This window comes from Aquirufa sp. Wall-65K1, from assembly GCF_054558475.1.
On the sequence record NZ_JBPXKD010000001.1, the window covers coordinates 81,694 to 107,383 of the forward strand.

25 protein-coding genes and 1 other RNA gene are annotated in these 25,690 nt (G+C 37.2%); 10 read left to right on the forward strand and 16 right to left on the reverse strand.

Annotation, left to right across the window (positions count from 1 at the left end; genetic code table 11):
- Positions 1-57 precede the first annotated feature (57 nt).
- The 3 genes from rhaM to ACST15_RS00380 are packed head-to-tail and all read left to right on the forward strand — an operon-like array spanning position 58 to position 2,113.
- Positions 58-372 carry an L-rhamnose mutarotase gene (gene rhaM, locus ACST15_RS00370; protein WP_459452654.1) on the forward strand — a complete coding sequence of 105 codons (315 nt, stop codon included), beginning with the start codon at positions 58-60 and terminating at the stop codon, positions 370-372.
- 9 nt (positions 373-381) lie between these two features.
- The gene (locus ACST15_RS00375) at positions 382-1,506 is read left to right on the forward strand and encodes a glycoside hydrolase family 88/105 protein (RefSeq protein WP_459452656.1); all 1,125 of its coding nucleotides are present in this window, start codon (positions 382-384) and stop codon (positions 1,504-1,506) included.
- 55 nt (positions 1,507-1,561) lie between these two features.
- Entirely contained in the window at positions 1,562-2,113 is a 552-nt protein-coding gene (locus ACST15_RS00380; RefSeq protein WP_459452658.1) for a hypothetical protein, read from the forward strand.
- 133 nt (positions 2,114-2,246) lie between these two features.
- Here the strand turns inward: ACST15_RS00380 and ACST15_RS00385 are convergent, their stop codons facing one another.
- On the reverse strand, positions 2,247-3,200 hold the full coding sequence (locus ACST15_RS00385; RefSeq protein WP_459452660.1) for a 3-keto-disaccharide hydrolase: 954 nt from the start codon (positions 3,198-3,200) through the stop codon (positions 2,247-2,249).
- 304 nt (positions 3,201-3,504) lie between these two features.
- Here ACST15_RS00385 and ACST15_RS00390 point away from each other — a divergent pair, with 304 nt between their 5' ends.
- Positions 3,505-3,969 (forward strand): DUF2147 domain-containing protein, encoded by a 465-nt coding sequence (locus ACST15_RS00390; RefSeq protein ID WP_459452662.1) that lies wholly within the window; start codon positions 3,505-3,507, stop codon positions 3,967-3,969.
- Here ACST15_RS00390 and ACST15_RS00395 read toward each other — a convergent pair whose 3' ends face one another.
- From ACST15_RS00395 to ACST15_RS00415, 5 genes are all read right to left on the reverse strand, one after another.
- Positions 3,970-4,980 carry a DUF6268 family outer membrane beta-barrel protein gene (locus ACST15_RS00395; RefSeq protein ID WP_459452664.1) on the reverse strand — a complete coding sequence of 337 codons (1,011 nt, stop codon included), beginning with the start codon at positions 4,978-4,980 and terminating at the stop codon, positions 3,970-3,972.
- A 211-nt stretch (positions 4,981-5,191) separates the two neighbouring features.
- A complete protein-coding gene (locus ACST15_RS00400; RefSeq protein WP_459452666.1) occupies positions 5,192-5,890 on the reverse strand; it encodes an alpha/beta hydrolase in 699 nt (232 codons plus the stop codon).
- Entirely contained in the window at positions 5,890-7,197 is a 1,308-nt protein-coding gene (locus ACST15_RS00405; protein ID WP_459452668.1) for a flavin-containing monooxygenase, read from the reverse strand. The genes ACST15_RS00400 and ACST15_RS00405 overlap by 1 nt, the downstream gene beginning before the upstream one ends.
- A gap of 112 nt (positions 7,198-7,309) precedes the next feature.
- Positions 7,310-7,681: a transfer-messenger RNA gene (gene ssrA / locus ACST15_RS00410) on the reverse strand.
- 41 nt (positions 7,682-7,722) lie between these two features.
- Positions 7,723-8,196, reverse strand: coding sequence for an Lrp/AsnC family transcriptional regulator (locus ACST15_RS00415; protein WP_459452670.1), 474 nt, complete (start codon positions 8,194-8,196; stop codon positions 7,723-7,725).
- Between the two features lie 214 nt (positions 8,197-8,410).
- Between ACST15_RS00415 and ald the strand changes: the two genes are divergently transcribed.
- Entirely contained in the window at positions 8,411-9,496 is a 1,086-nt protein-coding gene (gene ald / locus ACST15_RS00420) for an alanine dehydrogenase (protein ID WP_459452672.1), read from the forward strand.
- Here ald and ACST15_RS00425 read toward each other — a convergent pair whose 3' ends face one another.
- From ACST15_RS00425 to ACST15_RS00435, 3 genes are read right to left on the reverse strand one after another with little or no spacing between them, the layout of a single operon-like run.
- Complete coding sequence (locus tag ACST15_RS00425) at positions 9,497-10,798, reverse strand: TolC family protein (RefSeq protein ID WP_459452674.1); 1,302 nt, start codon at positions 10,796-10,798, stop codon at positions 9,497-9,499.
- Positions 10,799-10,802: 4 nt separating this feature from the next.
- Complete coding sequence (locus tag ACST15_RS00430; protein WP_459452676.1) at positions 10,803-12,386, reverse strand: DHA2 family efflux MFS transporter permease subunit; 1,584 nt, start codon at positions 12,384-12,386, stop codon at positions 10,803-10,805.
- Positions 12,387-12,390: 4 nt separating this feature from the next.
- Positions 12,391-13,428: an HlyD family secretion protein gene (locus tag ACST15_RS00435; protein WP_459452678.1), complete on the reverse strand. Its 1,038-nt coding sequence runs from the start codon at positions 13,426-13,428 to the stop codon at positions 12,391-12,393.
- Between the two features lie 142 nt (positions 13,429-13,570).
- Here ACST15_RS00435 and ACST15_RS00440 point away from each other — a divergent pair, with 142 nt between their 5' ends.
- Positions 13,571-14,035, forward strand: a complete 465-nt coding sequence (locus tag ACST15_RS00440) for a MarR family winged helix-turn-helix transcriptional regulator (protein WP_459452680.1) — start codon at positions 13,571-13,573, stop codon at positions 14,033-14,035.
- A gap of 1 nt (position 14,036) precedes the next feature.
- On the opposite strand, the gene ACST15_RS00445 is transcribed toward ACST15_RS00440, so the two are convergent.
- Genes ACST15_RS00445 through alaS form a run of 4 tightly spaced genes read right to left on the reverse strand, consistent with a single transcriptional unit; the run spans position 14,037 to position 19,712 of the window.
- Positions 14,037-15,470, reverse strand: a complete 1,434-nt coding sequence (locus ACST15_RS00445) for an ATP-dependent DNA helicase (protein ID WP_459452682.1) — start codon at positions 15,468-15,470, stop codon at positions 14,037-14,039.
- 19 nt (positions 15,471-15,489) lie between these two features.
- Positions 15,490-16,089, reverse strand: a complete 600-nt coding sequence (locus tag ACST15_RS00450) for an aminotransferase class IV (protein WP_459452684.1) — start codon at positions 16,087-16,089, stop codon at positions 15,490-15,492.
- 3 nt (positions 16,090-16,092) lie between these two features.
- Entirely contained in the window at positions 16,093-17,067 is a 975-nt protein-coding gene (locus ACST15_RS00455; protein WP_459452687.1) for an aminodeoxychorismate synthase component I, read from the reverse strand.
- A gap of 8 nt (positions 17,068-17,075) precedes the next feature.
- Positions 17,076-19,712 (reverse strand): alanine--tRNA ligase, encoded by a 2,637-nt coding sequence (gene alaS / locus ACST15_RS00460; RefSeq protein ID WP_459452689.1) that lies wholly within the window; start codon positions 19,710-19,712, stop codon positions 17,076-17,078.
- 126 nt (positions 19,713-19,838) lie between these two features.
- Between alaS and ACST15_RS00465 the strand changes: the two genes are divergently transcribed.
- Both ACST15_RS00465 and dprA read left to right on the forward strand, forming a co-directional pair.
- Positions 19,839-20,168, forward strand: coding sequence for a MerR family transcriptional regulator (locus tag ACST15_RS00465; protein ID WP_459452691.1), 330 nt, complete (start codon positions 19,839-19,841; stop codon positions 20,166-20,168).
- Positions 20,169-20,204: 36 nt separating this feature from the next.
- Complete coding sequence (gene dprA / locus ACST15_RS00470) at positions 20,205-21,305, forward strand: DNA-processing protein DprA (RefSeq protein ID WP_459452693.1); 1,101 nt, start codon at positions 20,205-20,207, stop codon at positions 21,303-21,305.
- Position 21,306: 1 nt separating this feature from the next.
- Here dprA and pyrE read toward each other — a convergent pair whose 3' ends face one another.
- The gene (pyrE, locus tag ACST15_RS00475) at positions 21,307-21,945 is read right to left on the reverse strand and encodes an orotate phosphoribosyltransferase (protein WP_459452695.1); all 639 of its coding nucleotides are present in this window, start codon (positions 21,943-21,945) and stop codon (positions 21,307-21,309) included.
- Between the two features lie 100 nt (positions 21,946-22,045).
- Here pyrE and ACST15_RS00480 point away from each other — a divergent pair, with 100 nt between their 5' ends.
- Entirely contained in the window at positions 22,046-22,741 is a 696-nt protein-coding gene (locus ACST15_RS00480) for an NUDIX hydrolase (protein WP_459452697.1), read from the forward strand.
- Here the strand turns inward: ACST15_RS00480 and coaD are convergent.
- Both coaD and ACST15_RS00490 read right to left on the reverse strand, forming a co-directional pair.
- Positions 22,711-23,181 carry a pantetheine-phosphate adenylyltransferase gene (gene coaD, locus ACST15_RS00485; protein ID WP_406751925.1) on the reverse strand — a complete coding sequence of 157 codons (471 nt, stop codon included), beginning with the start codon at positions 23,179-23,181 and terminating at the stop codon, positions 22,711-22,713. The two genes, ACST15_RS00480 and coaD, sit on opposite strands and share 31 nt — an antisense overlap.
- Entirely contained in the window at positions 23,171-23,854 is a 684-nt protein-coding gene (locus ACST15_RS00490; RefSeq protein WP_459452699.1) for a DUF3822 family protein, read from the reverse strand. Before ACST15_RS00490 ends, coaD begins: the two co-directional genes overlap by 11 nt.
- 145 nt (positions 23,855-23,999) lie before the next feature.
- Here ACST15_RS00490 and ACST15_RS00495 point away from each other — a divergent pair, with 145 nt between their 5' ends.
- The gene (locus ACST15_RS00495; protein ID WP_459452701.1) at positions 24,000-25,613 is read left to right on the forward strand and encodes an ABC-F family ATP-binding cassette domain-containing protein; all 1,614 of its coding nucleotides are present in this window, start codon (positions 24,000-24,002) and stop codon (positions 25,611-25,613) included.
- The last annotated feature ends 77 nt before the right edge of the window (positions 25,614-25,690 follow it).

A 25,690-nucleotide genomic window follows, 5' to 3' on the forward strand; every position in this document is an offset into this window, starting at 1 on the left:
GTTTGAGTAGAATATTTAAGTTTAGGGCTTTTTTTAAAAATTTAAAATGCGGTAATTATGCAAAGAAAAGCCCTAAAAATGTTTCTTCACCCGGGAAAAGAGGCTGAATACAAAAAAAGACACGATGAAATTTGGCCAGAATTAGCTGAATTATTGAAGTCAGTAGGCGTTCAAAATTATTCTATTTTTCTGGATCCTGAAACAAGGGTTCTATTTGCTTATTTGGAAGCAGAGGATTTAAGTTTATTAGATACTCTTCCTCAATTGCCCATCATGCAGAAGTGGTGGGCCTATATGGCTGATATTATGGAGAGCAATCCAGATAATTCTCCCAAAGCCGTTGAAATCCCTTCCGTGTTTTATTTAGCCTAATCTTCTCTCATGAAAATCAGATCGATTGTTTCTAGCTTAATGTTAGCTATTCTTGTATTTTTTTCAGCTAACGCAAAACCCAATAAAAAGGAGATTTTAGCTCAAATGCACTTGGCGAATAGCTATTTTAAACAAAAATGGCCAAACGTAGGACAAGTGATTGTTAGCCCTGATAGAACACGTCCATCTAATATCTGGACAAGAGCTGTTTATTATGAAGGACTAATGGAACTCTATAAGCTGGATCCCCGTCCTTCTGATTTAACCTATATGACAGATTGGGGCACATTTCATCAATGGGGTTTACGTGATGGCTTAAAAACAAGAAATGCAGATAATCAGGCATGTGGTCAAGCGTACTTGGATTTGTTTGATTTACAGGGAGATTCTGCTCGAATCAAACCCATTAAAGCGAACATAGATAATATGCTGGCTACACAAAAAGCCGACGATTGGTCATGGGTAGATTGCCTTCAAATGAGTATGCCTGTTTTTGCGCGCCTAGGAACTCGCTTTCATGATATGCGCTATTATGAGAAAATGTATGATTTGTATGCTTTTACCAAATACAAACACGGGGGAAATGGTCTTTATAATCCCCAAGAGCATCTTTGGTGGCGAGATAAGGATTTTGTTCCACCTTATAAAGAACCCAATGGAGAAAATTGTTATTGGTCAAGGGGAAATGCTTGGGTGTATGCTGCTTTAATTAGAACCCTAGATGTTATGCCAGCCAATGCTCCTCATCGCGAAGAATACATTCAAGATTTTATAGCCATGTCGGAGGCATTAATCCCATTACAGCGTAAGGATGGCTTTTGGAATGTGAGTTTAAAAGACGAAAGTAATTTTGGAGGTCCTGAGTTAACCGGAACGGCTTTGTTTGTTTATGGGATGAAGTGGGCATTGCGGCATGGTATTTTGAAAGACAAAAAGTATCAAAATGCAGCGGATAAAGCATGGCAAGCCATGAGTAAATGCGTGCACCCGAATGGTTTCCTTGGTTTTGTTCAAGGTACAGGAAAGGAACCTAAAGATTCACAACCCGTAACTTTTAATTCTGTTCCCAATTTTGAGGATTTTGGATTGGGCTGCTTTTTGCTGGCAGGCTCTGAAATGTTAAAATCAAATTAATTCTATGTTTTCTGATTTTTTTTATAATTTTACCGAATACTAAATTATATCAATCATGAAAAAGACAATTATTGGGGCAATAGTTGGTGGATTAATTCTATTCTTTTGGCAAGCAGCCTCGCATGTAGCTTTTAACCTACATGAACCTTCTCAAATGTATTCGGCCAATCAAGATAGTATTTTGATTTCTTTGAATAAGCATCTTAAAAAAGAGGGTGGTTATATTTTACCTCGAATGGAAAATGAGCAAGATATGGCTCAAGCAGAGGAATTTGCCAAGAAAGTAACGGGTAAACCTTGGGCTCGAGTTCAATATTATACCAATTATCAAATATCAATGCAGGATAATATGATTCGAGGTTTGATCGTAGATATTTTTTTAGTTTTATTAGTGATTTACCTAATCAAACAGTTGAAAACAGCTAAAATGCGAGATATTTTAGGCCTTTGTTTAGTGATAGGCCTATTAGTTTTTACTAACTCACCTTATACGCAGCATATTTGGTACCCTGTATTTGATCTTAGAGCTGAGCTGATTGATTTACTCGTCTCTTGGGCTTTATGTGGATTATGGTTAGGGTGGTACTTACCTAGAAGAAAGGCTTAATGTTGTAGAATGAAGAATGAAGAATGTAGAATTAGGAATGTAGAATTAGGAATGTAGAATGAAGAATGTAGAATTAGGAATTAATGACCATTATCAATTCTTCATTCTACATTCTTCATTCTACATTATTCAATTACTTCGCTGGAGTAATAATCAAATTTCTATATTCAACTGGACCGTGGTCTCCTTGAATCATAATTGGACCAGCTTCTCCTTCATTGCTATCTAAAGCACCACCAGTGATTCCTGGAATTTCTGCTTTGTAGATGACGGTTTTTCCATTTAAAGTAACGGTGATATTACGTCCTACTAATTCAATATCATAGGTCTGCCATTCACCAGCCTCTTTAGCCACATTTTCTAGGGGAGCAATAAATCCATAAACAGCGCCTAATTGGTCTTTGGCAGGCTCTAAACCTTTGCTGTCCGCCACTTGGATTTCATAACGACCACGTAAATAAAGTCCGCTATTACTTTCTTTTGGAACGCGGAATTCTGCATGTAGTTTAAAGTCTTGGAATGTTTGAACCGTACGTATATTCGCTCCCGTTCTTGGACTTTTCATGATTCCGTTTTCAGCTACCCATTGATTGTCTGGTCCTAGTGTTTGCCATCCATCCATGTTTTTGCCATTAAAAAGGCTAATCGGGGTTCCCCAAACAGGTGCTTTTTCTCTCCATAATTTAGGGGCTCTAACTCCTAGAATACGAAATTTTTCTCCTAATGGAGTAGTTAAGGTACCCATTAATTTATCATCTTTTAATTCAGCTTCTAAGGACAAATCCTTATCAGAATTTTCCCATTGTGGAGGAATGCTGAAGGAAAGGACATTAGTAACAAAATTTACTTTTGAAATAGGTCTTGAACTTCCCCCATCACCAACGAAATGGCCAGTTAAGGTCTTTAAGCCTGAATGTGTTACCTCTAACCAGGCAGGAGTAGTTACATTTCTCTTGGTAATAGTGATATCCCATCTGCCTTCAACTACTGAATGTCCTGCAGGAACTTGTGCGAATGTTCCAAAAGACAAACTTAGCATAGATAGTATGAAAGTCGTTTTAATGCTTTGAATGAATCTTTGTTTCATAGTAAAATTGAGTATTGTTTGAACAATGAATTTACGATTTTTTCATTGTTTTAATCCAGAATTACAATAAAATTGAAATAAGGCGGGTCTTATCCTGTAATTGGAATTGTGTATGAATCTTATTTAAAGACCTTATTTAATTTTCATAAATCAAAGAAATCTCAAAAGTTTATGCCATTGAATAGCTTGATTTTTTTATCCCCTAAAAGTTTTATTGCAATAAAATAACATTAGTGACAGTTCAATAGTTATCGTTAAAATTTGATATTATACCATATTATTTAAACACAAAAAACTACTTACCATGAAACATGCATTTATTTATTCCCTGTTATTAACGATTATTTTTTCATTGTGCTCAAGTTTTGTATCTGCTTTCGATAATCCTGATGCGATAGTAGGGGTATGGAAAACGGGTGAAGGAACCGCTATGGTCCGTATTTATAAGAATGGTGATAAGTACCAAGGTAAAATAGTTTGGTTAAAAGAACCCGTAGATCCTGAAACGGGTAATCCCAAAGTGGATAAAAATCATCCAGAAGAGGCTTCCAGAAAAAGACCTATTTTGGGCTTAATCAATATTTGGGGATTTCAATTCAAGGAAAATAATACCTGGGAGGGAGGGAATATTTATGATCCTAAAAATGGAAATACCTATTCTTGTACCATCAAGTTGACTTCTGCCAATACGCTGGAAGTTAGAGGATACATCGGAGTTTCCTTGATTGGTAGAACAGATAATTGGACAAGGCAACAAGCTAAACAGTGATTAGGGAGATACAAAATTCAATGATACATTGAAGAATAATGGGTTTCCTAAATTACTTGTAAAATATTTTTGGCTTTCTTCCTTAGCATTATAAGCATTGGCTACATCAAAGCGGAAATTGTAGCGCAATCCTGCTTGTAGGTTAAGCCAAAGAAAGCCAAATAGCTTTTTATCCCAACTAATCCGAGGCTTAATTTCCCCTCGCTGTAGGTAGACATTTTCTATTCCTGGAACATTCGCCCAATATTGATTCCCTTCTACTTCGAATCCCGCTTGTAATATGTTGGAGACAGAAATGTTATATCTCACATGAGCTCGTGCAGGCAATAAAAGTTCCATTCCCCATTTTTCATTGAAGGTTTTATTCCAAAATAATGCGGGTGCAAAAATAGGCTGACCAGCACGGTAGGTTCTTGCCAAGCCAGTTCCTATCATATTTTTTTCAGATGTTTTCCAACCATAGATGAGTGTTAGACTGGTAGTAAAGGCCTGCGAACTTATATCCTTGGTTCCATTAAAAAGCCCATTTACATCATAGCTTGCTTGAAAAATCATAAAATTCTTTTCATTCAATGGCTTAAACACCGTTGTATTTATTCCAGCAGTAACTAAAGTGTTGTTGTTTAATGAGTTCGCAAAGGAATTAATGTTTGGATTAGCTACCTTAAAATTACTTCCCCAATAGTTGAACCCCATTTGCCAAATAATTTTATTAGTTGACAATACGGGAATATTCACCTGAGCGCGTATGGCATTAACTTGGTCAACATGTATGGTACTGGGTAAATCTGCTGCATTAAATCTAACTCCTGGCATGGGAAAATGTCCATAGTTCTCAAAGCCTATATGGAAGATTCGTTGGGGTGTTTGATTTAACACTTTAACCGTACAGTACCTTTTTACCCCATCGGCATCTCCAAAATTATTATAGTCGAAAGTGTCCGTGGTATCAGTTTGCGCATAAATGAGGATTGGACAAAGAAAAAAAACGAGTATACGAATTATGTTCATACCATTAAATTTTAATTAGGGCGAATTTATTTGGGTTAATTAAAGCTTAACCATAACTAAAACCAACAATTGTTAATAAGGTTTCCCAACTTGTGATTTATTATATTTCAATAGCTCACGGGTAGATTAATCATGCGATGTACCATTCCTTAGTAAAAATTTTAAAGGTTTTGACGAAAAAGAGACTTTGAACTAATTGGTTCAAAAATAATCAAATCCACTCTTCTATGGCTCTTGCTGATTTTTCATAATCTTCATCTAGCATTAGGTCATGTGACCCGCCTTCTATGATGCTAAGTTTAGCATGGTAGTGATTTGCAGTGCTTTCAAATTCACGAACGGTGATAAGTCCATCTTTTGAACCACCTAAAACTAATATAGGTACAGTAGATCTGTGTGATATAGGTATTAACAAATCTACATATGCTCTAAATGATTCAGCACACATTCGAGGCGAATATCGCGCTGTCAGTGTAGCCTTATTTAATATCAAATGGGGATATTTTTTAAAGGCACCTAACAGATTTCCAAGTAGTAAATGGGGTATCACACCCGGGTAGCGAAAAATCACACGAAGGCTGGCTAATAACACACCCGAGGGAGGAACCGATGACATTAAAACGGCCTTTTTACATAATCCAGTCTTTAGAAAATGTTGTAGTATCATTCCACCCATGGAATGTCCAACAATGATAGGAGGTTCCTGTAAGTTTTCTACTTGCTTGCGAAGTGCTTGGACATAATCGCTAAGCGAATAGGAAATAGGCCTGGTACTTCCTTCTGTTTCATGCCCAGGAAGATTGAATCCAATGCAATTATAACCCAGTTTCTCAAAATATGGGATAAATTGCTCCTCCCAGCACCAAGATCCGTGACACATACCATGAACAAAAACTATCGTTTCTTTCATTAAACGGGGGATTTACTGATGTAATTAGAGGGAAGGTGTTTCTTCAATTCATTGACAAATAAATGGAAGTCCACCGTAATCGTATGCCGAGGTGTTTTTATTTGATGCAAATGAGGATGAGTGACTTCTCTTTGGCATAATTCGGCGATGTTCTTGGGTCTATGCCAAAGTCCCTTAATGGCCCTTGCCGCTATCTTACTTTGCAATTCAGCCCCTGGCCAAATGCAACCAAGCGGTTGAAACATACCTACAAAAAATAGATTATCGTATTTTTCATGCAGCATTTTTAAGTAAAGTGGGACGTCCCCCTCGCTATAATTTATGAAGTCTTTTCGAAAAAATGGGTGTTCTAAAATATAGCCTGTGCAAGCGATGATTGTATCAAACTCTTCTACGGTACCATCCTTGAAATGGACAAGCTGACCTTCAAAGTGATCAATATCTCCTTTGGGGAATACTTTGCCATGCCTTACTTTGTACAATAGTTCCTCGTTGATGGTGGGATGCGTTCCTGTGATGGCATGTTCTGGCTCTTGAAGGCCATAGTGCTTATTTGAACCAGAGATTATTTTGACGGATAATTCTGATAAGAAAAATTTCAACTTAGTGGGCAAAAATGTCAACTTAGATGCTACTACATCACTCGGTTTGCCAAACAAAAATTTGGGTACAATTCGGTAGCCTCTTCTCCAGCTAATGCTCGTTTTCTTGCTCACCCGAGATGTTTCTACCGCCACGTCGCAGGCTGAATTTCCGCCACCTATGACAAGTATACGTTGATCTCTGAATGGTTCCGCCTTTTTGAATTCATGTGAATGCATGAATTTACCGGTGAACTCACCTGGATATTGAGGCATTCTAGGTAGCCAGTGATGCCCATTGCAAACAACTAAATGGGTAAAGTGTTCTGTTTTTTCAATGCCGTTCTTCTCTGTTTTTATAACCCAATTATTAGCTTCATCTAATTCGCAGGATTTTACCAAAGTTTGGAATTGAATGTGTGGGTATAGATTAAAATGTTCAGCATAAGCTTGAAAATAGCGTCTTAATTGATTATGCGAAGGGTAATCAGGCATCCCTTTTTCGAAATCATCGAAGCTAAAGTCTTCATATTGTGAAAGGGTTTTGGAACTAATTATATGGGTAGTTTCGAAGACACTCGAGTGCCCCAATTGCTCATTATAAATCCAGTTTCCTCCTACTTGGGTATTAAATTCATAACAAACCGTATCTAGACCTTGGTCTATCATGTTTTTCAAGGCAGTTATTCCAGAAGGACCAGCACCAATTACACATACTTTCGTCATATAAATTACTTTTTATCAAATATATATAAATAGTCCTTCATTTATATTTGATTAAAAAAGGCCCGGTTAAAAACCGGGCCAAGTACTTGAATTGTTGGGAAGAATAAAACCCTGGTGGAGTCGGAGGGATTCGAACCCTCGTCCAAACCTAGCGAACAATAGCTTTCTACACGTTTAGCTGTGATTATTTTTCGATCAAAAGCGGGTTCACATCAGACCCAAACTTTCAACTTATCCTCTGGATACTAACAAGTCCGTAGAGAAATTCGAACTTATCGACTCTGCATGTCGACGCTCAGATGCCCTCCTCGGCAGAGTTTGGAGAAGGCTGAACGATGGCAAATTGATTAATCTCTAAGATTAAGCAGCCATGGCATACTGTGTATTGCCAGTTATAATTCGAAGGTTTTTTTAACAGGAAATGCCTACAACTCCCGACGTGCTTACCACCGACCGACATAAGCTGTCAAAACCGGTCGACCCCATTATTTGAGATGCAAAGGTACAACATTAAATAGGCCTTTGTCAAGGAATTGGTAATTCTGTACTTTGTTTAATTTCATCCATCACAAATAAACTATTGATATGGGCTACTGTGGGGAGTACAGCCAATTTCTCTTGGTAAAAACGGTTATAACTTTCTACATCCGAGCTAACAACCATCAAATAATAATCAAAGTTCCCTGAAACTAAATGGCATGATAAAACCTCAGGAAAAGCTTGAACTGCTTGTTCAAACTCTTTGAAATTTTTACGGTTTTGCTTTTCTAGCGTAACTTGGCAATGCACCAATAAACCTAAATCCAACATTTTACGGTTAAGTAATCCTACGTAGGACATGATATATCCATCTTTCTCCAATTTCCGAATTCGATCATGCGTAGGAGAGAGGGATAAATTGACTTGGGCGGCTACATCTTTGAGTTTTTTTTGCCCTTTGCCTTGAATGATTTTCAAAATCTTTAAATCTAGCGCATCTAAGTTGAGTTTGGAAGCCATAATTTTTTCGGATTTTTGTTAACAGAATGTTAATATATAGAATTATTTCCTTTTCAATCTAATTTTGCAGTAATATTTCCTTATTTATAAGGGATATACCTAAATAATTTTTGTCTTTTTTATATTTGTGGAGTATTATACTTCATCAAAGGTAACGGCCAGCGAAATTTTTCGTTGGCCGTTCTTTTTTTCAAACAAGCTAAAATCTACTATCATGATCATTGGCGTCCCTAAGGAAATTAAAAATCAAGAATTTAGAGTAGGCTTAACGCCTGCTGGGGTTCAATCGTTGGTGTCTCAAGGTCACCAAGTTTATGTTCAAACTCAGGCCGGTTTAGGTTCTGGATTTTCAGATGACTTGTACATGCAAACAGGAGCTAAAATACTACCTGATGCGAAGTCGGTTTATGAAATTTCTCAAATGATTGTCAAGGTGAAAGAACCTTTGGCTCAAGAATATCCCTTGATTCAAGCGGGTCAAATACTCTTTACTTATTTTCATTTTGCAGCGTCTAAAGAGTTGACCCAAGCAATGATAGCTAGTAAGGCTATTTGTATAGCGTACGAAACAGTAGAATTACCTGATCGTAGTTTACCTTTATTAACCCCGATGTCTGAGGTGGCTGGTCGAATGGCTATTCAAGTGGGGGCCTATTTTTTAGGTAAAGCTCAAGGTGGAAAAGGTAAAATGTTAGGTGGTGTTCCAGGAGTAAAACCTGCAAATGTGCTCATTTTAGGGGGTGGAGTTGTAGGAACCCAGGCGGCCAAAATGGCAGCAGGTTTGGGCGCTAATGTTACCATCATGGATACCAATCTAGGTAGGTTGCGATATTTGGAAGATATTTTACCCGCCAATGTGTCCACCCAGTTTTCTACTTCATTAGCTATTCAGGAGAGCTTAGCTCAAGTTGATTTGATCGTTGGAGCGGTGCTATTACACGGCGCCAAAGCTCCTCATCTCATAAAGAAGGAAGATTTAAAGCGAATGAGTCCCGGAACGGTTCTAGTCGATGTGGCTGTCGATCAAGGTGGTTGTATCGAAACTTGTCGACCTACCACCCACGAAAATCCGGTTTATGAAATTGACGGGATACTTCATTATTGTGTGGCAAATATGCCAGGAGCAGTTCCACAAACGTCTACATTGGCTTTGACCCAAGCAACACTTCCTTATGTCCAGCAATTGGCCAAAGAAGGTTGGAATTTAGCCTGTACAAATAACCAAGCCTTAGCCAATGGACTGACGATTTTCGAGGGTAAATTACAAAACCCGGGCTTAGCTATTTTATTTGATTTATAATTACCAGATTTTTATTCCTTGTATTCTATATAATTCCAATTGTTGTAAGTTCACTTGATAATCAAATTGAGCTTGCATCAATTGGGATTCCTCTAACATGGATTCTACTTGATCTAATTCAATTCTACGAATTAATCCTTGTTTGAAGCGGGTATTGGCTAAATCTAAGGCATATTGGGCTTGAGCCACTACCTCTTTCTGTGTCGCTGATTTTTTAAGGTAATTTTGATGATTCAATTGAGCTTGCCTCCATTCGGTACCTAATTTTTCTTGTGCATCCTCCAATTGAAATGCGACACGTTCCTTTTGAATGGTGGCTAATTCTGTTTGATAAGCCCCTCTTTTTCCAGAATAAATAGGAATACTTAATTTAATACCCAAAACACTATTTACTTTAAAATCATCTGCAAAGGCAGGTGTTTCGCCATTGATTCTAGGAACATAACCATTTTTCAGTCCAAGTGTGGCCAATCCTGCTAAGGTAGGGGTGTTTTCCGATTTAGCTAACTCAATACTTTTGTTAACAATTTCTTCTTGGGCTTTGATTTGATTAATCTCTGGATTGGAAAATGACTCAATGGGTTTGGCTGTTTGGGCTTGCCAATTTTGAGGGTTTTCAACCAAAAAGGCCTCTGCATTAGCTCCTAATAGAGTGCTTAAATAATCCAACATGCGAGCTACTTGATTTTCAGATTCAAGGATTTTACTCTCTTGGTTTGCTATTTTTACCTGTTGGCTGATTTTATCATATTCAATGGCTTCTCCTAGGGCTAGTTGCTTTTGAATAACCTGTAAATTATTTTCTAAGCGCTTCAATTGTGACTTTTGCACTTGTATGGCTTTCTTATTTAAGATAATTTGTTGATATAAATTAGCGATTTGAAAGCCCATTTGGAATTCTTGTTGCTCTATCTGTGCTTGACTTAATTGAGTTTCTAATCTTGTTTTCTCAATGGCCATCGCATTCCTTCCCCAATCATATAATACATGGTTGGCCACAAATTGCGAATTATAATTCATGTTAGGTTGAAATTGTAAAGTTGAATTCGCTCCCCCGAAGTTAAAACTAGCCTGGGCAACCGGGTCGATTCTCGTAAGTCCAATTTCTGCACCAATCACCGGTTTAGCATACGACTCCTGAATTTGGGTTTTTATTTGCCCCATTTTTATCAGGTTTCTTTGTCCTTTCAAGGCAGGTGAATGTTGTAAAATACCTTGAATTAATTCAGGAAGGCCCTTGGTTTGAGCAAAAATAACATTGCTCAAAAAACTAAAGGATAAAAGTAAGATGTATTTTTTCATATGTTTAATGAGCCTCTTCACTGGCTTTCATGATTTTTTCTATTTCTGCTTTGGTTTTCTTAGGTGTCCGCAATAACCATAAGAAGGGGAGTATACACATAAATAAAATGGAAACTAAACGGAAAGTGTCTAAGTAAGCCAAATAGTATGCTTGCTTATTGACCATAGCATCTAATTGGCGATAGGCAGCTTCTCCACTCCGAACTAAATCCCCAGTTTTTTGCATCATATTTTGTGTCAATCCTTGAATTCTTTGTTGAAATAAAGGATTTTCTACTTGAATATTAGCTAGTAAATCTGTCCTATGTTGGGCAGCGCGATGTGTTGCATAATTGTTCGCAACGGCAATACCAAAGGCTCCACCTAACTGTCGAATCATGTTGCTCAAGGCAATTCCTGCGGGATATTCAGATGGTTGTAAACCCGCCACAGCTTGATTAATTAAGGGCATTTGTAACATGGCCACCCCCATCATACGTAATAGGTGCATCGGAAAGAAATCCCAGCGACCCATTTCAGGAGTAGCCGATCCACCAATAAATCCGAAAATGATAAAAATACAAATTCCAAGCCCCATGACTGGAATGGGTTTTCCTCCCAAGGACAGGTATTTGGCTATCATGGGGAATAATATGACACCGAGTAAAGTTGGGTACATCAAGGAAAGTCCAGTTTCCGTTGAACTTAGGCCATTGATGCGTTGCACCATGATGGGATAAATGAAAACAGATGTAAATAAACCAAATCCGCTAACTAGGTTAAATACCGTGCTCATGGCAAAGACCTTGTTTTTGAAGATTTTTAAATTAATTACAGGATGTTCTGTCGTTAACTCTCGCCAAATAAATCCAATCAGTCCTATGGCCGATAATCCAGCCATGGTATTGATGGTTCTGGATTCAAACCAATTTTCCGATTCGCCTTTTTCTAAAATATATTGCAGGTTCCCTATACCCAGGGTTAATAAAGAAATGCCGATGTAATCAATTTCCATCGTTTTTCGATGTTGGCCTTCACCCTCTTTTCTATCAATGAAAACAATGGTTAAAATGGTAGCCAAAATACAAACAGGGATGTTGACATAAAAAATATCATTCCACTCGTAATTATCCACCAAATATCCTCCTAAAACGGGTCCTAAGGAAGGACCTAAGATGATACCCATTCCAAAAAATCCAGAGGCAATTGGTCGGTCTTTTACTTCAAAAGCATCAAATAAGATGGCTTGAGAAGTAGAAAGTAATGCTCCTCCACCAATTCCTTGTAAAAATCGCCAAAAGACTAATTCCCAAAGGCTATCACTCATTCCACAGAAATATGAGGCTATCCCAAAGAGAATCATCGAGCCTAGGTAGTAATTTTTTCTACCAAAGTATTCTCCCAAAAAACCTGTCATTGGGATAATGATTACATTGGCAATCGCATAACTGGTGATTACCCAAGCAATATCTTCAATGGTAGCTCCAAGGTTTCCAGCAATTTGGTTGAGAGCCACGTTCACAATCGTAGTATCCAACAACTCCATCACAGCTGCGGTGATCGTTGTTAGTACAATGATTATTTTAGCGAATCCCTGGGGCCTTTGCATGGTATTAGTTTATGGGAACTGATACACCTAGAGATAGTCCAGCACGTAAAATATCTTTGTATTTATCGGCATTTAGTATCTCAATCTTAACAGGAATTCGTTGAGTTACCTTTACAAAGTTACCAGAGGCATTATCGGGAGGTAATAAAGTTGTTTTCGCACCAGTAGATTCTGAAATCGATAAAATTCTACCCGTTAACTTAATATTGGGATATGCATCGATTTTAATTTCCGATTCCATACCTACACGTAAATGCTCCACTTGTGTTTCTTTGTAATTGGCAACTACCCAATACCGGCTATCATCCATGATGGTCATTAAAGGTTGTGAAACTTGAATGAATTGACCTGGCTCTACGGATTTCTTTCCAATTTTTCCATCAGCCGGAGCATAGACTTTATTATAACTTAACTTTAATTTCTGTTGTTCTACCTTTACTTTCTTCAGTTTTAAGGCTATTTCAGCCTTGTGCAAGGTAGCTTGCAAAATTCCTATTCTAGATTGTGTACTTACTAACTCAGCTTTCGCACCTTGGAATTTAACGCCAGCTTGTTCTGCTAAATCTTGACTGTCAATTAATTGTTGACGCGTAATAGCTTTTGCTGATTCAAGTGAAGTATTTCTAGCAACATCTCGGTTATATTTATTATAGGCCAACTCAGCGGATTTGACCACACTTTGTTGAGCTTCAATACTTTTCTTTAGATTAGTTAAATTTGCTTTTGCACTTTCAATGTCGGATGTGGCTTGCTCAACTTCCACTTTCATCTCTTCTAGGGCTAATGCGGCTTCATCTGAATCAATTTCCAAAATGATTTGCCCCTTTTTTACCTGATCGTAATCATTTACATAAACCTTTTTTACAAAGCCCGCCATTCTAGGTAATACCGGAATAAAATATGCCTCAATCTGCGCATTGTCGGTATCTTCATGGGTAGTCGCATAGCGGTATTTTTTGAAGCCAAAAAATCCCCCAATGAGTAAAACAAGTGCTAATATGATTTTGGGGAGATGAGATTTAGGTTTTTGTTGAGTAGACATGGTACATTGATTAGTGTTGCAAAGAAAGGTAGTATTGGCAATAAAGTCAAGTTAGTTGACTAAATACTTGATTTTGTATATTTTTGCACGAAAGATAAAATCCTGTATAGATCATTTTACACCAATGGAAAATTCAAATCACATGTTTTTATCGAGACTTTTGGTTAAGTCTTACCGTATAGTTCAGTCTATGAATGGCACTTTCTTACGAAGTTTAGGTTATGAAAACTTCAAAATAGGGCACATTATCGTATTAATGAATCTTTCTGAACAGGGAGTTACTACTACTGATTTGGCCAAAAAAGCGAAAGTAAGTAAGCAAGCGATGAGTAAATTAGTGAATGAATTGATTCAAGAAGGATACCTCATTTCAAAAACTAATCATCAAGACTTACGTTCTACTCTCTTATTTTGTACAGAGAAAGGTAATCATTTTTTAGAAGATTTAATGAAATCTAGGGCTCATATTGAGCAAAAGTTTGCTGTTATTATTGGAGAAGAGCGGTTGAAGCAATTAAATTTGGCCTTATCAGAGATTGTGGCTCATTATGATGAATTGGAAAATACGGATACTATCAATGATAAAATAGCCGGCACTAAAATCTAATTTATGGAAAGAAGCGATCGTGAAAATTAACTAAAAATAATTCGTGGGTGGCTCTAGTAATAGCCGTGTATAGCCAGCGAATGTATTCTGCGTCTATTTGCTCTTCTTTCAAGTATCCCTGATCCACAAATACGGCCTTCCATTGTCCACCTTGAGATTTATGGCAAGTTAATGCATAAGCAAACTTCACTTGTAAGGCATTTAAAAAAGGGTCTTTTCGAATGGCCTCCATTCTTTCCTTTTTCTTTGTGATATGTGCATAATCTTCACATACAGAATCATAGAGTTTTTTGTTGGCCTCTTTTCCCAAAGCTGATTCAGCCGAGTGAAGGGTATCTAATAAAATTTTAGCTTCAACTTCCGGGTGATCCTCATAGTCACACAAACGAAGGCTAACCTGGAGAAATCGAAAACCATGCATATCTTCTTGCCTTTTAATTTTCATAACTTCCACGAAATCTCCATTGGCCAAAAATCCTGCTGGCGAATCTTCATCTAACCAATGGTAATTATTTCGAACAATCATTAATAAATCACCACTACTGATTTCATCTTCTTGATAAAGTATAGTTCTCCGAACGAATTCATTGAATTGGACAGCACTTTTATTGGATCTGGTGAGGAGAATGGTTTCTTCTTTTCCAAACTTTCGATAGGCATATTGCATTCCATCTTCCACCTTTTCACCTGACATCTTGAAAAAGTCTTTGAATGATTTGGTATTAAATTGAATTTTTTGGGATGACTGATTTAGTAATTCTCTTAGGTTGGTGGCATTATATAATATTCCTGAATGTATGTCTTGTCGCATGACGTCAGTCAACTCATGGTCCAAGACCTCCATGTGAAATTCACTGCTGATGTATTCTTTCGATAGGGCAGGTGACAGACTTTTACCCACGGGAGGTAATTGGGCTGTATCTCCTACAAATATTAATTTATTCCCTGTATGGCCATTTTCTGGATTCGTAAAAACGTATTCAATTAAATCTGTCAATAAACTATTTGTACCAAAATCTGATTCATCCGTAATCATGGAAGCTTCATCCACGATGAATACGGTATTGGTAGCGTAGTTATTCATACGTTGGAATACCAATGCACCAGAATTTGGATGGCTGACTTGCCGGTAAATTTTTTTATGGATCGTAAAGGCTTTTTTCTTGGCATAATTGGCCATAACCTTGGCTGCGCGGCCCGTAGGAGCTAATAATTGAGTTTTATATCCGAAGCTAGATAAAATCTTAATCAAGGTCGATATGACGGTGGTTTTACCCGTACCAGCATAACCTTTAATGATAAAAGTAAGCGCTCCCCATTCATCTTTATTAACTATAAAATCATTCAATTTCTGAAATAAAGCTGTCTGAGAGGGCGTTGGCTCAAAGGGGAACTTTTGATGTAAGAGAAAAGAAGGACTTTTGGAAGGATTCATGTCTTAAAGAAGACACAATTTACACAATTGAATCGGGAAGCAAAAGCGCATGTTCTTCTGAAAGAGGCCTAAAAACATTGATGAGGCATATTAGGCTGTAATCCTTTAAATCGGTTTCCCAAATATCTCTTTCTATTAGAATATTTTCTTCTATCAATCTCCTTCTGGTGGTTCCCCAGTGTAAAGGTTCCTTAGGGGTATACCATTGATCTCCTTGTTTAAAAGCTAAATTGGCGATGCTGCTGTCTTGCAATTTCCCATTTTTAGAAAAAATGATGTCATCAGCTTCAGGATGCTCAGCTACTTTTTTTAGAATATGAGATCTATCGGCATATTTAAAATCGTATTCGAAATCTCCAGTGTTCACGATGGCCAGTTTTTTGATATGCTTTGGCTGATATTTTAGGAATTCGTGAAATTCCCATTCCGTTCGATAAACGATTCTAGTTCTATAACTACCAAGTTGGGGAATTTCTAAATGAGTAAAATATTCTGCTATGTTTAATACGGGTGAGTTAGGATAGTAATGCTGAAAGACATCATTGATCCTTTTTTGATGATAATTTAGATGTAGGGCTTCTCCGTTCAATACATGAACGGTCTCTAAAAATGTAGGCATTGTTTAAATGGGTAGGTAAACTTTTTGGATTAATTCCAAATATTCCTTTTCAGGGTCGGAGAAGATCGTAATTCCTCCTCCACTTTTAAAAATTAGCTTCTCATCAATTTGTTCAATAAATCTGATTAAAACTCCTGAATCTAAGGAACTTCCATCAAATTTCCCCATAATTCCCGTATAAAATCCTCGAGGGTATCCTTCGGATTTTTCAATAATTTCCATGGTGGCCATTTTGGGAGCGCCAGTAATAGAGCCAGCAGGTAACATGGCTTTTAAAATACTACCAATTTTATGCTGAAATTCAGGCATCAATTCACCAGAAATCAAGGAGGACATTTGCCATAAATCTTCACTATGTGCCTTTACTTGTTCTATGTACTGAAATTTTTCCACTTGAATTGGGTGGGCTACTCGGCTAATATCATTGCGAATTAAATCCACAATGGTGGCATGTTCAGCTTTTTCCTTGGCATCTACCCGCAGGTCTTCGGCTTGGTTATTTTCATTCACTGCCAAAGTTCCCTTCATGGGGAAACATTGAATTTTATGCTGATGAATTTGAATAAATGGTTCGGGAGAGAAGACCACTAATTGATCCCTGATCAGTAATTTATACTTAGCATGTGCGTATGAATAAATATCCTTTAAACTCAGGTTGGTTTGAATGGGGGTAGGACAAGTTAAATTGACCAAAAATGAATCCCCTCGTTTTAAACCCGCTTGAACCTGGTAAAATTTAGCTAAATACTCTTTATAACTGATTGGAAATTTCTCAAAATATACATCACCTGTGAAAGTACTTGAGGGGATTTGGTTGATTTCCAATCTTATGCCCAATTGAAGAGCTTCTTCTTCAGTTCCCCACCATACTTTTTCTCCTATATAATCACATATAAAGACAAAAGGACGCCCTTCCATGCTCCATTGATCCATGCCCGAGACAGCTTGATCAAGTGAGGTAAAAGGAATATCCTTCATAATCTTTATTAAATGTATTGTTGAGCTGCTTGAATTACCTGTGGGATACCCTCCGGCTTTTGTCCACCTGCAGTAGCTAAAAAGGCTTGGCCACCTCCGCCACCTTGTACTTCCTTAGCTAATTCTCGAATGATTTTACCTGCATCCAAAGATTTTGCTGCCACCAGTTCTTTTGATATGGCTAAAGCTAAGCTTGCTTTTCCATCGATTTCAGCAGCTAATAAGCAGAATAATTGCTGGTGTTCATTGCTCAAATCAAAGGCTAGATTTTTCAAAGCATCTGCATGAGGTACATGAACTTGTTGGATTAAATAAAGTAAATCTCCTTTTCCTGAAATTTGCTCATTTAAAGCTGACTTTACTTGTTTAATCTCGTTTGCCTGATATTGGGCAATGGTTTTTTGAAGGCTAGTATTTTGTTCGATAAGACTAGCCACTGCTTTAACGATGTCTTTAGGAGCTTTTAATAATTCATTGATTTGCTCCAGCTGGCTTGCCTGCTGATTTAATAGTTCAAATGCCTTCTGTGAGCAAACTGCCTCAATGCGGCGTACACCAGTGGCTACTGAACTTTCTGATAATATCTTGAATAAAGCAATTTCACCCGTTGAATTGACGTGAGTTCCTCCACAAAGTTCCACAGAATAGGTCGGATCAAAGGTGATAACACGGACAAAATCACCATATTTTTCACCAAATAATGCCATAGCCCCTTTATCTTTAGCTTGCGCAATAGGAACATTTCTTTCTTCTAACAAGGGAATATTAGCCATGATTTTGGCATTCACCATATCTTCAATTTGCTTCAATTCCTCATCTGTCACTTTTTGAAAATGCGAGAAATCGAAACGTAATAACTGCTCATTCACCAAACTTCCTTTTTGAGCCACATGCTTACCTAGAATTTGTTGAAGCGCCGCTTGCATTAAGTGGGTAGAACTATGATGACTAGTGATGGCCTGTCTTCTTTCTTCGTCAATTTGAGCTACGACTTCCTCTTCCTGCGCCACTTCTTCAATTCGAGCATCCGTTGTCCAATGAACAATTAAATCATTTTCTTTTTTGGTATCGATGATGGCGATTTTCGTGCCCGATTTTTTGAATAACAAAAAGCCAGAATCACCCACTTGTCCACCTGATTCAGCATAGAAAGGAGTACTTTCCAACACAATTTTGTATTGAATTCCTGCTTTATTTTGAACTTTTTGGTATTTCACCACACGTGTAGTCCAGGTTGAATGATCATATCCAACAAAGGACACTTCATCACTATCAAACAGGTTAACCCAGTCTTCTGCACTGGCTCCTGCATCCTTTCTGGAGCGATTCTTTTGGGCATTTAATGCCTGTTGGAATCCAGGCTCATCAATTTCCATTCCTTTTTCACGGGCTATCAAAGCCGTTAAATCGACTGGAAAACCATAGGTGTCATTTAATTCAAAAACATCTTCACCCGTAAGGACCTTGTTTCCTTTGGCTTGGGTTTCTTCCATTAATTTATCTAAACGAACTAATCCTGTTGACAAGGTTCTTAAGAAAGAAACTTCTTCTTCATAAATTACTTTGGCTACAAATGCTTCTTGTGAAATTAGTTCATCAAATACGCCTTTAAATTGTTGAGCTAATAATGGAATTAATTCATACATAAAAGGCTCTTTAAAGCCTAAATAGGTATATCCATAACGCACGGCACGACGTAGGATTCGTCGAATTACATAGCCAGCTTTCGCATTGGAAGGTAATTGTCCATCTGAAATAGAGAATGCAATGGCACGAATATGGTCAGCAATGACACGCATAGCAATATCAGTCCATTTATCTTGGCCATAGGATATTCCACTTTTCTTGGCTAAGTGCTGAATACTGCCTTGGAATACATCGGTGTCATAATTCGATTGCTTCCCTTGGATGGCCATGCATAAACGTTCAAAGCCCATACCCGTATCTACGTGTTTGGAGGGAAGTGCTACCAATGATCCATCTGCCATGCGTTCAAATTGCATAAACACATTGTTCCAAATTTCCACTACTTGCGGATGATCGGCATTAACTAGTGATTTTCCTGGGATTCGATCTACTTCATCTTGGTTTCTTAGGTCAATATGAATCTCTGAACAAGGGCCACATGGTCCCGTTTCACCCATTTCCCAAAAATTATCTTTTTTATTTCCCAAAATGATTCTTTCTTCCCCCACAATAGCCTTCCAAATATCAAAAGCTTCCTGGTCAAAAGGTACACCATCTTTGGCATCTCCCTCAAAGACGGAAACATATATACGCTCCTTAGGAAGTTTATATACCTCAGTTAATAGTTCCCATGACCAAGCTAAGGCTTCTTTCTTGAAATAATCACCAAAAGACCAGTTGCCTAACATTTCAAACATGGTATGGTGATAGGTATCAAATCCTACATCCTCTAAATCATTATGCTTACCAGAAACACGAAGGCATTTTTGAGTATCAGCAATTCTTTTCGACGGAGGAGTACCATTTCCCAAGAAAAAATCCTTGAATTGAGCCATACCTGAATTATTAAATAGTAGGGTAGGGTCATTTTTAGCGACTAATGGCGCAGATGGTACAATTAAATGTCCTTTCGATTGAAAAAAAGCTAAAAAATGCTGGCGGATCTCCGTTGAAGTCATTGGTTTAATATCGAAATTATGGGTAATTTTATTTCTTCCTGATTTTTCTAATCAAAGGAAGTGCAAAATTACGTGTTTTTATTCGAATTCTTGATTTTGCAGGCCAACAAGGTTTTAATTTATTAGATGGAACAGTACAGTAAACAATATTATTCGATTTCTGAAGTTGCGGAGATTTTCAAAGTGAAAACCTCTAAGTTGAGGTATTGGGAAACCCAGTTTCCTCATCTAATGCCCAAGCGTAGATCTAGCGGAATTAGGAAATATACGCCGGAGGATATAGAAAAAATTAAAGTTTTGATCCAATTGATCGAAGAGAAAGGCTTAACCATTGAAGGAGCCAAGCAAGCCATCAATCATCGTGGGGAAGCAAAAAACGTGAATACACCTCTCATTAATCAGTTAACTGAAATTCGTCAATTTTTACAAGGGCTTCGCGAGGATTTGGGAGAATGATTTTTTTCTTTCGGGAAAAAATGGAATCATATCCCGATGGAGGAAGAAAAAGTATATCAAATAGCCCTAAGTTTAGTACCTCAAATTGGGTATGTTAATGCCCGTCGATTGATTTCCTATTTGGGTTCTGCCAAACAGATATTTCAATCCAGTACTTCACAACTAAAAAAAGTACCGCACATCGGTCCGATGATTGCGCAAGAATTAAAATTGAATCAAGTTTTACATGAGGCAGAGCGAATTTATTCAGATTGTCTTAAGGAGGGAATTCAATTATTTTTTTACTTGGATGAGGATTATCCACATCGATTAAAACAGTTATATGATGCTCCTCTATTATTGTATTTTAAGGGAAATGTGAATTTTCAATATGAAAAAGTGATGGCATTGGTAGGAACAAGAAAAGCTACCGAATATGGCAAAGAAATCACTTATCAAATTGTCAGGGATTCTTTGGAGGACGATGTCCTTTTTATTAGTGGATTAGCTTATGGGATTGATATTGCCCTTCATCAAGCTTGTATTGAATTAAAAATTCCAACTATCGCGGTTTTGGCTGGGGGATTTCAACGAATATATCCTTCCTTACATAGTAAATACGCCTATCAAATGATGGAATTGGGAGGAATCATTTCAGAACATCCATTTCATCAAAAACCCGACCCGAGATTTTTCCCACTACGAAATCGTATCATCGCTGGGATGGCAGATGCCACGATTGTGGTTGAGGCAGCTGAGAAAGGGGGTGCATTGATAACGGCCGAATATGCGAATAATTATCACCGAGAGGTATTAGCTGTTCCTGGAAATTTACAAAAAGTGTTCTCAGAAGGTTGTAATCGGTTGATTCAGAAAAATCAAGCTACCATTTACACCGATTGGGCAGCTTGTAAAGAGCTTTTGAATTGGCAATCTAGTTCCAATAAAATTCAAAGAAATAAAAGTTTGTTATGGAGTCAATTATCAGATGACGAGAGCCAGATTTTGGCATTACTTTACCAAGAAAAAAATTTAGCCCTGGATGAAATAGCTTGGAAATTGCAAAAAGGAATAAATCAACTGGCAATGCTTTTATTGAATTTGGAATTTCAGGGATTCATTAAAACATTGCCAGGTCATCGTTATAGCTTAAAATAACTTATTTTTTCCATTCACTCGGATTAATTCTCCAGTCTTGTAAAGTCATTAATTGAGTTTCTGTTACGTGATTTAATTTAACGGCCTCATCTATTAAGACATCATAGTTACTTAAGGTGACGCAAGGAATACCATGATTTTTGAAATTATCTTCGGCAATTTGAAAGCCATAGGTAAAAATGGCTACCATACCTAATACTTCTGCTCCTGCTTCTTGTAGGGCGGTAGCAGCTTTTAAGGAACTGCCTCCAGTTGAAATTAAATCTTCTATTAAAACTACCTTTTGACCTTTTTCAATATGCCCTTCTATTTGGTTTCCCATGCCGTGTTTTTTTGGCTCAGGTCTAACATAACAAAATGGAAGGTCTAAATAATCAGCTACTAAAGCCCCTTGGGCAATGCCAGCAGTGGCCACACCTGCTATAATCTCAACATCTGCGAAATACGCCTTTACAGCAGCAGATAAGCAATTTTTGATGTACGTTCTAACTTCCGGGTAGGATAGAGAAATACGATTATCACAATAAATCGGGGAGTTCCATCCAGATGCCCATTTAAATGGTTGGTCAGGTCTTAATTGGATGGCTTTTACGCTTAATAAGTGTTGGGCAACTTCTTGTGAAATAGTAAAATCAGGCATAGGAATTTGTTTCAAAGATTATATGTGCAAAAATAGTTTATTCAAGTTATCTTTCATTAATTAATTCTATTTTTGCCTACTTAAATTCTGAATTCTACACATGATATTGTTTATAGACGACCGTCCGATTCGCATTTACAAGGAATCCAAGAAACATGCCATACCTATGGGGGATGAATTTGAGGTGGTTATTGATGCGCGTCTTCAACCAATTAGGTTGTCAGATTTTAAGGGACATACCTGTATCCTAAATTTAACTTTAGACCAAATAGAAAAATTAATCCACAGTTTACATCAAAAATCTGGTGCTAAGTTTGATTCGCTTTACATATTAGTCAAGGATATTAAACCTTTTAAACAGCGTATTTTTGCCATGTACCAATTATTGGAGGCAGCAGGTGGAGTGGTTTTAAATGTTGAGGATAAAGTACTGTGGATGCTGAGATTGGGTAAATGGGATTTGCCAAAAGGTAAGTTGGAGAAGGGAGAGAAGTTTAAAAAAGCTGCTGTTCGAGAAGTGGAAGAGGAATGTAATGTTAAAGCTTTGTTAGATAAAAAGCTTTGTACGACCTATCATACCTATACGCATAAAAATCAACGAATTTTAAAGAAAACGAAGTGGTATTTAATGAATGCCTTAGGTGATCCTAAATTAGTCCCACAAAAAGAAGAAAATATTGAAAAAGTTGATTGGCTAGGAACAGCAGCGATGAACAAAGCTATGACTAATACATATAGCTCGATACGTTATGTCATTCATCGTTATCAGTTGCTTTGTTCTTCTTCTAAATTATAAGGTAAATATTGATTGATTGAGCTCCCATATCGATGCAAATCCCTGATAATGGTAGAACTGATAGGAGCGAGGTGAGGGGAAGTGATCAAAAAAACCGTTTCCAATTCTTCATTGATATGCCTATTTACCTGAGAAATTGAGTTTTCATATTCAAAGTCTGTCGTATTTCTAAGACCTCTAATAATAAATCGAGCCCCTACTTCTTTAGCAACCGTAGCCGTTAAATTTTGATAAGTAACCACGCGAATGGGTTTTCCTTCGAATGTTTTCTCAATAGCTTCTTTCATTTTTTCGAGTGAAAAATAGCGTGCTTTACTAGAATTATGACCAATTCCAATCACAATTTCATCAAATAGTGCTAAGGCTCTTAATACAATATCTTCATGGCCTTTTGTAAAAGGGTCAAAAGAACCTGGGAAAAAAGCAGTTCTATGCTTCATGAGAAATGGTTGGGGTATAAATCTTAAATTGACTTAATTCTTCAGCTAAATGGGAATCTATTTCTCCTATCCAATGAATACTATTTGAATTCCACTTTATAAAGTAGCTATCTCGAATAGAATGAATGTAGAAGGCTAATTCAGTTGCCTTGGTATATGGATAAATATTGGCTAGCACTAATTTTCCGGATTTCCTTAACACCATGCAGGCTTTTTGGTTTTGAATTGATATGCTTAGACCATTTTCTGGTGATTGAGGTAAAAGCTTTTCTAAGTAATGTGAGTATGTAATTTCTGACAAAGGAAACCAATAACTGATTAAATCTTTCCAGTCACTAGGTATAAGAAAGAGTAAATTGGCAAGTTCGGATGGGATAGGCTGAACATGGATTTCTTGTCCAATTAAGGTGTCTTCTCCTAATGCTTTTTCCAAGAATCCTATTCTATAGATGGGGCTATCGTATTTTTGTGGAATTAGTAGAAAATGTGTATGACATATTTGAACATACACTTGTTCAATTTTTGTAGGGTTTATGCCTTTTTTCTCCCAATATTCTTTTTGAATTTTCCCAGACTTGGACCAATCGATATGTCCAAATACCAATCCTGAGGCATCTTGGTATTCTAATCCTCCCTCATGTAGTGATAGATGAAGCGAATGTAAAGAGTCCATAACGGAGGAGGAATTTAATTTTTCCAAGGTCATTATTAGGTATCGAGTTTGAAATTGCAAAAAAAATATGGGATAGGAATAAAAATATTCATTTTTTTCTAGGTTCAAAATGAGTAATTTTGCGCCTTATTTAATTAAATACGCTATGTTGCAGGTGTCCAATGTTTCCCTTCGATTTGGGAAAAGAGTATTATTCGAAGAAGTAAATATCAAATTTACAGAAGGAAACTGTTATGGTTTAATTGGTGCCAACGGTGCTGGTAAATCTACTTTTTTAAAGATTCTTTCGGGTGAAATTGATTCTCAAACAGGAAGTGTTAGCATGAATCCTGGCGAGCGTATGTCGATTTTAAAGCAAAATCACTTCGAATATGAGGAGTTCCCTGTCTTACAAACGGTCATTATGGGTAATAAACGCCTGTATGACATCATGTTAGAAAAGGATGCCATCTATATGAAGGAAGACTTCACTGAGGAAGATGGAAATAAAGCCGCTGATTTAGAAGCTGAATTTGCAGAATTGAATGGTTGGGAAGCGGAATCTGAGGCAGCTACTTTATTGAGTGGTTTAGGTATTAAGGAGGATATTCATTATTCATTGTTGAAGGATATCAATGGATCAGAAAAGGTAAAAGTACTTTTGGCACAGGCCTTGTTTGGAAATCCTGATATTTTATTATTGGATGAACCGACCAACAACTTGGATATTGATTCCATCATGTGGTTAGAAGGTTATTTACAGAATTTTAAAAATACGGTAATCGTAGTTTCTCACGACCGACACTTTTTAGATAATGTTTGTACCCACATTGCTGACCTTGATTTTGGAAAGATTCAATTGTATGGAGGTACCTATACTTTTTGGTATGAATCATCTCAATTAGCTGCGAGACAAAGAACAGATCAAAATAAGAAAACGGATGAGAAGCGTAAGGAATTGGAAGAGTTCATTCGTAGATTCTCTGCCAATGTCGCCAAATCGAAACAAGCTACTGCCCGTCAGAAAATGTTAGATAAATTACAAGTGGAGGATATTAAGCCTTCTTCTCGTAAATATCCATTCATCAATTTTAAACCTGAGCGCGAAGCAGGAGATCAATTATTAAGTGTAGATAATTTGTCTTACCAAACAGAAGAAGGCATTACCCTATTCTCTAATTTATCTTTTACTATCAATAAAGGAGATAAAGTAGCCTTTCTTGCTAAAGATTCTTTGGCTATTACAGCATTATTTGATATTCTCATGGGAGAAAGAAAGGCCAGTGGGGGAGAATTTAAGTGGGGTGTAACAACCACTCAAACCTATTTGCCCAATGACAATGCCGCTTATTTCAAAGATGATTCATTGAACTTGGTAGATTGGTTACGTCAATATTCTACCGAGAAAGATGAAAGTTTTATTCGTGGATTTTTAGGTAGAATGTTGTTTTCAGGTGATGAGGCTTTGAAAAAATGTACGGTAATTTCTGGAGGTGAAAAGCAGCGTTGTATGTTTTCTAGAATGATGTTGTCCGGAGCCAACGTGCTCTTATTTGATGAGCCTACCAACCACTTGGACCTCGAATCCATCACAGCTTTAAACAATGGGATGATCGAGTTTCCTGGTACGATATTATTTACTTGCCATGATCATCAATTAACGAATACAGTAGCTAACCGAGTGATTGAATTAGGTTCAAAATCTTGTTTGGATAAATTAATGACCTACGATGAGTTTATTACCGACAGCACGGTGAAATCTCAAAGGGTAAATTTGTAAGTATGACTTATGTTGAGGTTATCTAATATTAAGATGACAATACATTAAGATTGCTCTAGCTTAAGATTGCCCTAACT

What these genes read in the sequence shown, in the direction of transcription:
- ACST15_RS00405 (WP_459452668.1), bottom strand. Translation starts at nt 7,197, where the DNA reads ATGACGAAAGTATGTGTAATTGGTGCTGGTCCTTCTGGAATAACTGCC.
- ACST15_RS00385 (WP_459452660.1), bottom strand. Translation starts at nt 3,200, where the DNA reads ATGAAACAAAGATTCATTCAAAGCATTAAAACGACTTTCATACTATCT.
- ACST15_RS00425 (WP_459452674.1), bottom strand. Translation starts at nt 10,798, where the DNA reads ATGAAAAAATACATCTTACTTTTATCCTTTAGTTTTTTGAGCAATGTT.
- ACST15_RS00455 (WP_459452687.1), bottom strand. Translation starts at nt 17,067, where the DNA reads ATGAAGGATATTCCTTTTACCTCACTTGATCAAGCTGTCTCGGGCATG.
- ACST15_RS00395 (WP_459452664.1), bottom strand. Translation starts at nt 4,980, where the DNA reads ATGAACATAATTCGTATACTCGTTTTTTTTCTTTGTCCAATCCTCATT.
- dprA (WP_459452693.1), top strand. Translation starts at nt 20,205, where the DNA reads ATGGAGGAAGAAAAAGTATATCAAATAGCCCTAAGTTTAGTACCTCAA.
- ACST15_RS00450 (WP_459452684.1), bottom strand. Translation starts at nt 16,089, where the DNA reads ATGCCTACATTTTTAGAGACCGTTCATGTATTGAACGGAGAAGCCCTA.
- ACST15_RS00375 (WP_459452656.1), top strand. Translation starts at nt 382, where the DNA reads ATGAAAATCAGATCGATTGTTTCTAGCTTAATGTTAGCTATTCTTGTA.
- coaD (WP_406751925.1), bottom strand. Translation starts at nt 23,181, where the DNA reads ATGAAGCATAGAACTGCTTTTTTCCCAGGTTCTTTTGACCCTTTTACA.
- ACST15_RS00390 (WP_459452662.1), top strand. Translation starts at nt 3,505, where the DNA reads ATGAAACATGCATTTATTTATTCCCTGTTATTAACGATTATTTTTTCA.
- ACST15_RS00465 (WP_459452691.1), top strand. Translation starts at nt 19,839, where the DNA reads ATGGAACAGTACAGTAAACAATATTATTCGATTTCTGAAGTTGCGGAG.
- ACST15_RS00415 (WP_459452670.1), bottom strand. Translation starts at nt 8,196, where the DNA reads ATGGCTTCCAAACTCAACTTAGATGCGCTAGATTTAAAGATTTTGAAA.
- ACST15_RS00495 (WP_459452701.1), top strand. Translation starts at nt 24,000, where the DNA reads ATGTTGCAGGTGTCCAATGTTTCCCTTCGATTTGGGAAAAGAGTATTA.
- alaS (WP_459452689.1), bottom strand. Translation starts at nt 19,712, where the DNA reads ATGACTTCAACGGAGATCCGCCAGCATTTTTTAGCTTTTTTTCAATCG.
- ACST15_RS00440 (WP_459452680.1), top strand. Translation starts at nt 13,571, where the DNA reads ATGTTTTTATCGAGACTTTTGGTTAAGTCTTACCGTATAGTTCAGTCT.
- ald (WP_459452672.1), top strand. Translation starts at nt 8,411, where the DNA reads ATGATCATTGGCGTCCCTAAGGAAATTAAAAATCAAGAATTTAGAGTA.
- rhaM (WP_459452654.1), top strand. Translation starts at nt 58, where the DNA reads ATGCAAAGAAAAGCCCTAAAAATGTTTCTTCACCCGGGAAAAGAGGCT.
- ACST15_RS00430 (WP_459452676.1), bottom strand. Translation starts at nt 12,386, where the DNA reads ATGCAAAGGCCCCAGGGATTCGCTAAAATAATCATTGTACTAACAACG.
- pyrE (WP_459452695.1), bottom strand. Translation starts at nt 21,945, where the DNA reads ATGCCTGATTTTACTATTTCACAAGAAGTTGCCCAACACTTATTAAGC.
- ACST15_RS00490 (WP_459452699.1), bottom strand. Translation starts at nt 23,854, where the DNA reads ATGGACTCTTTACATTCGCTTCATCTATCACTACATGAGGGAGGATTA.
- ACST15_RS00445 (WP_459452682.1), bottom strand. Translation starts at nt 15,470, where the DNA reads ATGAATCCTTCCAAAAGTCCTTCTTTTCTCTTACATCAAAAGTTCCCC.
- ACST15_RS00400 (WP_459452666.1), bottom strand. Translation starts at nt 5,890, where the DNA reads ATGAAAGAAACGATAGTTTTTGTTCATGGTATGTGTCACGGATCTTGG.
- ACST15_RS00380 (WP_459452658.1), top strand. Translation starts at nt 1,562, where the DNA reads ATGAAAAAGACAATTATTGGGGCAATAGTTGGTGGATTAATTCTATTC.
- ACST15_RS00480 (WP_459452697.1), top strand. Translation starts at nt 22,046, where the DNA reads ATGATATTGTTTATAGACGACCGTCCGATTCGCATTTACAAGGAATCC.
- ACST15_RS00435 (WP_459452678.1), bottom strand. Translation starts at nt 13,428, where the DNA reads ATGTCTACTCAACAAAAACCTAAATCTCATCTCCCCAAAATCATATTA.